This is a genomic window from Paracoccus sp. SCN 68-21 (assembly GCF_001724535.1).
Classification (GTDB): domain Bacteria; phylum Pseudomonadota; class Alphaproteobacteria; order Rhodobacterales; family Rhodobacteraceae; genus Paracoccus; species Paracoccus hibiscisoli.
This window is the reverse complement of the sequence record NZ_MEES01000082.1, coordinates 1-7,595: the sequence shown is the minus strand read 5'-3', so window position 1 is coordinate 7,595 and position 7,595 is coordinate 1. Positions and strand designations below refer to the sequence as shown.

Annotated in this window: 7 protein-coding genes; 1 reads left to right on the top strand and 6 read right to left on the bottom strand. The window is 68.2% G+C overall.

What is annotated here, in order from left to right:
• Positions 1-76: 76 nt before the first annotated feature.
• Genes ABS73_RS16510 through ABS73_RS16485 form a run of 6 tightly spaced genes read right to left on the bottom strand, consistent with a single transcriptional unit; the run spans position 77 to position 6,138 of the window.
• A complete protein-coding gene (locus tag ABS73_RS16510; protein ID WP_277022317.1) occupies positions 77-670 on the bottom strand; it encodes an amidase family protein in 594 nt (197 codons plus the stop codon).
• Positions 663-1,646 (bottom strand): ABC transporter ATP-binding protein, encoded by a 984-nt coding sequence (locus tag ABS73_RS16505; RefSeq protein WP_277022315.1) that lies wholly within the window; start codon positions 1,644-1,646, stop codon positions 663-665. The genes ABS73_RS16510 and ABS73_RS16505 overlap by 8 nt, the downstream gene beginning before the upstream one ends.
• Positions 1,643-2,656, bottom strand: a complete 1,014-nt coding sequence (locus tag ABS73_RS16500; protein WP_277022312.1) for an ABC transporter ATP-binding protein — start codon at positions 2,654-2,656, stop codon at positions 1,643-1,645. The genes ABS73_RS16505 and ABS73_RS16500 overlap by 4 nt, the downstream gene beginning before the upstream one ends.
• On the bottom strand, positions 2,643-3,524 hold the full coding sequence (locus ABS73_RS16495; protein WP_277022311.1) for an ABC transporter permease: 882 nt from the start codon (positions 3,522-3,524) through the stop codon (positions 2,643-2,645). Before ABS73_RS16495 ends, ABS73_RS16500 begins: the two co-directional genes overlap by 14 nt.
• A 3-nt stretch (positions 3,525-3,527) precedes the next feature.
• Positions 3,528-4,481 (bottom strand): ABC transporter permease, encoded by a 954-nt coding sequence (locus ABS73_RS16490; protein WP_136857513.1) that lies wholly within the window; start codon positions 4,479-4,481, stop codon positions 3,528-3,530.
• Between the two features lie 52 nt (positions 4,482-4,533).
• Positions 4,534-6,138 carry an ABC transporter substrate-binding protein gene (locus ABS73_RS16485; protein ID WP_338118600.1) on the bottom strand — a complete coding sequence of 535 codons (1,605 nt, stop codon included), beginning with the start codon at positions 6,136-6,138 and terminating at the stop codon, positions 4,534-4,536.
• A gap of 269 nt (positions 6,139-6,407) precedes the next feature.
• On the opposite strand from ABS73_RS16485, the gene ABS73_RS16480 reads away from it, so the two are divergent.
• On the top strand, positions 6,408-7,025 hold the full coding sequence (locus ABS73_RS16480) for an aspartate/glutamate racemase family protein (RefSeq protein WP_277022308.1): 618 nt from the start codon (positions 6,408-6,410) through the stop codon (positions 7,023-7,025).
• Positions 7,026-7,595 lie beyond the last annotated feature (570 nt).

Below are 7,595 nucleotides of genomic sequence, written 5' to 3'. Positions count from 1 at the left end.
CCCTTGGTGACATCTGCAGCATGTTCTCACCCGAAGAATGCTGGAACTACTTCCACGCTGCAGGCTATGTGTCAGGTTAAAAGCGAAATGCTCTAAGGGGCGCGCTGTCCGCCACCAGCACGGCGGCGGCGCGGGCCAGTACCGCCCCGTCGCGGGCGAACAGCCCGCAGGCGTCAAAGCTGGGCGCCAGCGCCATCGCGCCCTCCATCGGGATCAGCCCATGCGTCGGCCGCCAGCCCCAGGTGCCGCAAAAGCTGGCCGGGGCCCGGACCGATCCGCCGGTATCCGACCCGATGGCGATATCGGCCATGCCCCCCGCCACCGCCACGGCGGACCCCGAGGACGACCCGCCCGGAATGCGGTCGGGCGCGGCGGGGTTCACGGGCGTGCCGAAATGGGCGTTCATGCCATACATGGACCAGGCCAGCTCATCGGTATGCACCTTGCCCACGAATCGCGCGCCCGCATCCAGCAGGACCTGCAGGCAGGGCGCGGTCTGCTCATGGATCGGGCTTTCGGCCAGCCAGGTCGGACAGCCCGCGCCGGTGCGGTATCCGGCGACGTGATAGATGTCCTTCACCGCCAGGGTCAGGCCCGACAGCGGGCCGTCGGGCGCATGGGCGACCGGCGCGGGCGGATAGGGCAGAAAGGCGTGATAGGGGTCATGCATGGGCGATCTCCAACGGCTCGTCCGCGCGCAGGCAGGCGACGCGGCGGCGCGGGCCAGGGGTGGCCACCGGCGGCAGCGCCGTGCGACAGGCGGGCAGCGCAAAGGCGCAGCGCGGCGCAAAGGGGCAGCTGTCGGGCCGCGTTTCCAAAGATGGCGGCGCGCCGGGGATGGCGTCCAGCCGCGCGCCGCGTTCCACATCATGCAGGTTCGCCGCCAGCAGGCCGCGCGTATAGGGGTGGCGGGGGTCGCGGATGATGTCGTGGGTGCTGCCCTCCTCGACGATCTGGCCGGCATACATGACTGCGATGCGTTCGGATATCTCGACCGCCACGCCGATGTCATGGGTGACAAAGATCACCCCCATACCGAATTCGCGCTGCAATTCGCGCATCAGCAGCAGGATCTGGATCTGCACCGTCGCATCCAGCGCGGTCGTCGGCTCATCCGCCAACAGCAGGCGCGGACGACACGCCAGCGCCAGCGCGATCATCACCCGCTGGCGCATGCCGCCCGACAGCTCGTGCGGATAGTTCCGCAGCCGCCGTTCCGCGGACGGAATGCGCACCCGGTGCAGCATGTCCAGCGCCACCTCCATCGCGTCGGCGCGGCTGATGCCCTTGTGGCGCATCACCGTCTCGGCGATCTGCTGGCCCACGGTATAGACCGGGTCCAGCGCCAGGCCAGGGTCCTGGAATACCATCGACACGTCGCCCCCGCGATAGGACCGCAGGGCCCGCCCCGACAGGGTCATGATGTCTGTCCCGTCAAAGGTGATGTCGCCGGTCAGGTCGGTGCGCTTTTCCGGCAGCAGGCGCAGCAGCGTCTTGAGCGTGACGCTTTTGCCCGAACCGCTTTCGCCCAGCAGGGCCAGCGTTTCCCCCGGCATCAGGGTCAGGGACAGGTCGTTGATGGCATGGACATTGCGCGCGCCCTTGAAGCGCACGTTCAGATGGTCGATCTGCAGCAGCGGCGTCATGCGGGCACCCCCTGCCCGGCGCGCGGATGGCCCGATGCCGGGTCGTGCAGGTGGCAGGCGACCCAATGCGGCGACCCCTGGACCATCGGTCCCAGCACCGGGTGGCGGGTCTTGCAGACATCGGACGCAAAGGCGCAGCGGGTGTGGAACCGGCATCCCGGCGGCGGGTCGATGGGGTTCGGCGGATCGCCGGTCAGCGGCGGCTTCTGCGTGCGGTTGTCCGGGTCCATCGACGGCATCGCCGAGAACAGCGACCGGGTATAGGGATGCGCCTGTTCGGCCCAGATCATGTCCACCGGGGCCAGTTCGACGACCTCTCCCAGATACATGACCAGGATGCGGTCCGAGATGTAGCGCACCACGTTCAGGTCGTGGCTGATGAAGATATAGGTCAGCCCGAATTCCGCGCGCAGGTCCGACAGCAGGTTCAGGACCTGCGCCTCGACCGACTTGTCCAGCGCGCTGACGGCCTCGTCCAGGACCACGACCTTGGGCGACATGACCAGGGCGCGGGCGATGTTAATACGCTGGCGCTGCCCGCCCGACAGCTCATGCGGATAGCGGCCCGCAAAGCGGTCGGGGTCCAGCCCGACCCGCGCCATCAGACGGCGCGCCCGGCCCACCGGGTCGTCCAGCCCTTGGACGCGCGCCCCGAACGCGATGCTGTCCAGGATGGTCATGCGCGGGTTCAGCGACGCATAGCTGTCCTGGAACACCATCTGGATGTCGCGGCGCAGCGCGCGCAGGCTGATGTCGCGGCCCAGGGTCTTGCCGCCCAGCTCGATATCGCCCTCGTCCCGGTCCACCAGCCCGATCAGCAGTTTCGCGGTCGTGGATTTGCCGCAGCCGGATTCGCCGACGATGCCCAGGGTCTCGCCGGCACGGACGTCAAAGCTGACCCCGTCCACGGCCTGGACCATGGCCTGCGTGCGGCCCAGGATGCCGCCCTTGATGGGAAAGTGCTTTTTCAGGTCGCGCACGCTCAGCAGGGGTTGGTCAGTCGCGGACATTCATCGCACTCCTCAAACCGTCGCTGAGCAAGTTCAGGCACAGCGAGGTGGCAAAGATCATCACCCCCGGCAGCGCCGCCAGCCACGGGTTCACATAGATGGCCGACCGCAGCGTGTTCAGCATCAGCCCCCATTCCGGCTCGGGCGGGCGCACACCGATGCCCAGAAAGGACAGCCCCGCCGCCAGGATCATGCAGACGGACGTCAACGAGGTCGCATAGACAAAGATCGGCGACAGCACGTTGCCGATCACATGCACCCGGATTACGGTCAGCGCATTGGCCCCCGACGCCCGCGCCGCGTCGATGTAATCCAGCGACCGCACGCCCGATGTCACGGCCTCGGCCACGCGGGTCACGGGCGGGATGAACACGATGGTCAGCGACACCAGGCTGTTCAGCACCCCCGCGCCCAGGGCACCCGAGATGGCGATGGCCAGCAGGACCGACGGAAAGGCAAAGAACACGTCCACGACGCGCATGATGATCGTGTTGGTGATGCCGCCGACATAGCCCGCGATGATCCCCAACGTGCCGCCGATGAAGAACGCCAGCACCACCGGCATCAGCCCGATGAACAGCGTCAGCCGCCCGCCATAGATCAACCGGGACAGCATGTCGCGGCCCTGCTCGTCCGTGCCCAGCAGGTGTCCGGGCGTGCCGGGGGCGGCCAGCCGCGCGATCATGCTGCCCTGATAGGGGTCGGCCAGACCCAGCCACGGCGCGAAGGCCGCCGACAGGACAAGCGCTGCCAGAATGACCGCGCAGATCATCGCGACCGGGTCGCGCTTCAGGCGGGACAGCACGCCCGACCAGTATCCACGCTGCGCGGGAGGAACGACGGGAATGTCGGCGATCACCTGCACCATGGGTCAGCTCCTCTTGATGCGGGGGTCGATGGCGGCCTGGGCCACATCGACGATCAGGTTCATGCCGACAAAGAACATCGCCAGGACAAGGATCGTGCCCTGCAACAGCGGCAGGTCGCGCTGAAAGATCGCGTTGGATAAAAGGAACCCCGATCCGGGCCAGTTGAAGACCGTCTCGATCAGGATTGACCCGCCCAGCAGATAGCCCAGCTGCAGCCCCATGACCGACAGGGCGGTGGCGGCGGCGTTGCGCGCCACATGGCGCAGCACGTCGCCGCGGCTGAGGCCCTTGGCGTAAAGCGCGGTGACGAAATCCATCGACAGGATGTCGCCCGCCAGCGCCCGGACGGTGCGCGCGACGATGCCGATGGGCACCACCGCCAGCGTCACCGCAGGCAGGACCAGATGGCGCATGTGCGCCCAGTCCCACTGCCAGTCCTGCGACCCGCCCGGCCCCGCGCCCATCGACGGCAGCCAGCCCAGATTGACCGAAAAGATGATGACCAGCACGATGCCCAACCAATAGTTCGGCACAGACACGCCCGTGATCGACAGCGCCGTCACCGCCCGGTCCAGCAGGGTGTCGCGGAAATACCCCGCCAGGAACCCCAGGAACGTGCCGATCGGGAAGGCGATCACCGCCGCCGCCGCCGCCAGCAGCAGCGAATTGCCGACCGCGCCGAACACCTCGTCGGCGACGGGGCGGCCCGACGCGATGGACCGGCCCATCTCTCCCTGCAGCAGGTTGCTGATCCAGATCAGGTACTGGACCGGCACCGGCTTGTCCAAACCATAGGCCGCGCGCATCGCGGCCTGCTGTTCGGCGGTGGCATCGACCGGCATGATGGCCGTCAGCGGGTCGCCCGGCGCGATCTGCACCAGCGCGAAACACACGACCGACACCCCGAAGGCCACCGGCAGCACAAGGATCAGGCGTCGAAGGAAATAGCTGAGCACGGCATGCGTCCCTGGCTTGGCCGCACCCGCACGGGGCGCGGCCGGTTGCGGGTCAGTCGGCCATCGTGATGGACGAGAAGTTCAGGTACCAGTTCTGCGGCTGCACGAACCCCTGCACCTTGGGCGACATCGCCCGTGGTGCGACGTCATGCGTGACCATCAGGAACAGCGCGTCATCGACGAATTTTTCGTGCGTGCGGCGCATCACCTCGTCCTGTTCGGTGGGGTCGAAGGTGGTCTTGATCTCCTCGAACAGGGCCTGCATGTCGTCGTCGCAGTAATGGCCCCAGTTGGTGCCGTTGGGCGCAATCAGGTCGCAATCCAGGTGCCTGATGAAGCCGGTGAACGGGTCCTGAATGAAATAGGTGAAGTTGATCGACTGCGACCCCTCGACCGACGGATCGGCGGCGCCTGCGCGCCACAGGTTGATCATCTGGTTCCACTCGACGACCATGAACTCGACGTCGATCCAGGTCTGGGCCAGCGACTGCTGGATGTATTCGTTCATCGGCAGCGGCAGCATCTGCCCAGACCCGGACGGAGAGATCAGCGCCTTGACCGACAGGCGGTTGTCGGGTCCGAACCCGGCCTCGGTCATCAGGGCCTGCGCGGCCTCCAAGTCATAGGTCACGTCGAAGGTCGGTTCCCCGAACCACTGCGATTCCGGCGGCATGAAGCCCTTTGCCGGGATCATCAGCCCGCCCAGCAGCGCGCCCATCGATTCGCGGTCGATGGCCAGGTTGGCGGCCTTGCGCACGCGGATGTCGTTCCAGGGCGACCCCTCGACGCGGCTCAGGTGCCAGGTCCAGTTATGCGGCAGCGCGTTCGAGGTGATCTCGAACCCGTTGCCCTGCATGGCGGGGATGGTGTCGGGGGCCGGCGCTTCGATCCAGTCGACCTGCCCCGACATCAGCGCCGCCGAACGCGCATTCGATTCCGGCAGCGGGATCAGCACCAGACGGTCCAGCTTGGGGATGCGCGTCTCGTCCCAGTAATCGGCAAAGGGGACCAGTTCGGCCCGTTCGCGCGGCACGAACGACGTCATCATCCACGGCCCCGTCCCCGACGGCTTGGCCGCGACCTGCTCCCAGTCCTTGTCCAGCGCCTCCCAGTTGGCCTGCGACGACATCATCACCCAGGCCAGCTGATAGGGCAGCGTGGCGTCTGGCTCATGGGTGATGATCTCGACCGTCAGATCGTCCACGGCGCGATAGCTGGCGATGGCGGGAACCCGCGACTTGCCCTGCGCGGACTGGCGCGGGTCGTATTGCTCGGCGCCCTCGTCCAGCAGCTTGTCCAGGTTCCAGACCACGTTTTCGGCGTTGAACGGGCTGCCGTCGTGGAACGTCACCCCCTCACGCAGGGTGAAGGTCCAGCGCGTGCGGTCGGCCTCGTCGGCCTCCCATGCGGTGGCCAGGCCCGGCACCAGGCCGGACGGGCCGTCGCCCTGCGTCAGGTCCCAGTTGATCAGCGCGTCATAGACCGTATAGCCGATAAAGCGCAGCCCCTCGCCGCCCTGATCGGGCTGGCCGGTGGTCAGGGGAATGTCGGCGGCGGTCATGCCGATGCGCAGCGTGCCCTGGGCCATGGCTGCGGGCGCGGCCAGAACGGCCACCGAAAGCGCCAGCGCGGCGATGCCTTTTCTCAGATCAAGCAAGGTCGTTCTCCCTGTTGGCCGGGGTCATGATGCGCCCCGAATTGGGGTCACCCTTGACCATGGGGCAGCCGGATGCACCGGTGGCCGGACCGGGCGGGCGGGGCCAGACGGAAAAAACCCGATGCCTGCACGACGGGCAGTCAGATTGCTGACAATTTCTGCACGCAGGGATTTCACGCAAGCTGCGGACCGGGCAACACTGGACATCCGCGGCGATCTTTTGGCCCGCTTTGCCCTGCCCGTCACCCTGCACAAGGACCGCGCCGCCCATGATCCTTCTGGCCAATCCGAACACGAACGCGGGCACGACGGCGGCGATGTGCGCCATCGCGCGGCCCTGGCTGCCCGACCTGCACGGCTGGACCGCACCCGAGGGCCCGTCCGTCATCCTGGACCCCGACCAGTTGGACCGTGCGGCGGACCGGATCGCCGCGCTGGACCCGCCGCCCGACTGTCGCGGCGTGATCGTGGCGGCCTTCGGCGATCCGGGCGCGTCGCGGCTGGCCCTGCGTCTCGGGCTGCCGGTCGTGGGCATCGGGGCGGCAGCGGCGCGGGCGGCGGGGCATGGCGGGCGGGCCTTTGCCGTGGCCACGACGACCCCGGCGCTGACCGCCCGGATCGACACGCTGATGCAGGGTGGCCCGGGCCGCTATCTGGGCTGCCACGTCACGCCCGGCGCGCCAGAGGCGCTGATGGCCGACCCCGGCGCCCTGGACCGCGCGCTGCTGGCGGCCATCCACCGCGCGGCGGTGGCGGGGGCTCAGGCGGTGATCATCGGCGGCGGCCCCCTGGCGCAGGCCGCGCTCCGGTTGCAGCCGCACAGCCCCGTGCCCCTGATCCAGCCCGTCCCCGAGGCCGCCCGCGCCATGGCCGCCCTTCTGGCCTAGCGCGATACCGTGGTTCGACCGGGACCTGGATGCAGATACCGCCGCGTCAGGTCAGGTTCAGCACCCTCAGGCCGGCGGCCACGCGAACTGTCCCGAAGACCCGCAACCCGACGCTGCCCCTGCGCGCACGGGCGCTGGCTCGCGCCGGGTTGGGTTTCGCGCGGTCCATAACGGCGTCCCTCCGGCACCTGCCCGCCCTTTGGGCGACCTCTCTGGCCACCGGAAGCAGAAGGGAGCGCTGTGACTCCACCGTATCTTGCCACCGGCGGCGAACATTGGGGCCCCGCTCCATGCCACATACAGGCTGAAGCCCCTGGTGCAGGCCGATCAGCGTCCCCGGATCGCGCCCTCAGGCGCCTCACCCCATTGGACGATCATGCGGACGCGACAGTTCGTGCCAAAGGGGCGCGGGAATACGACGGCGATACCGCGCCGCGGTTTCGCTGCAGCGCGGCTGCATGGCGGCACGATCTGATAGTGTCCCACCGACTGGTGTAAGAGCGCCGACCTCCGGAAAGGTCCGAGTCTGATCAGGTGGCCACGGCGGGCAGCCTGACATCGGGATTGTCG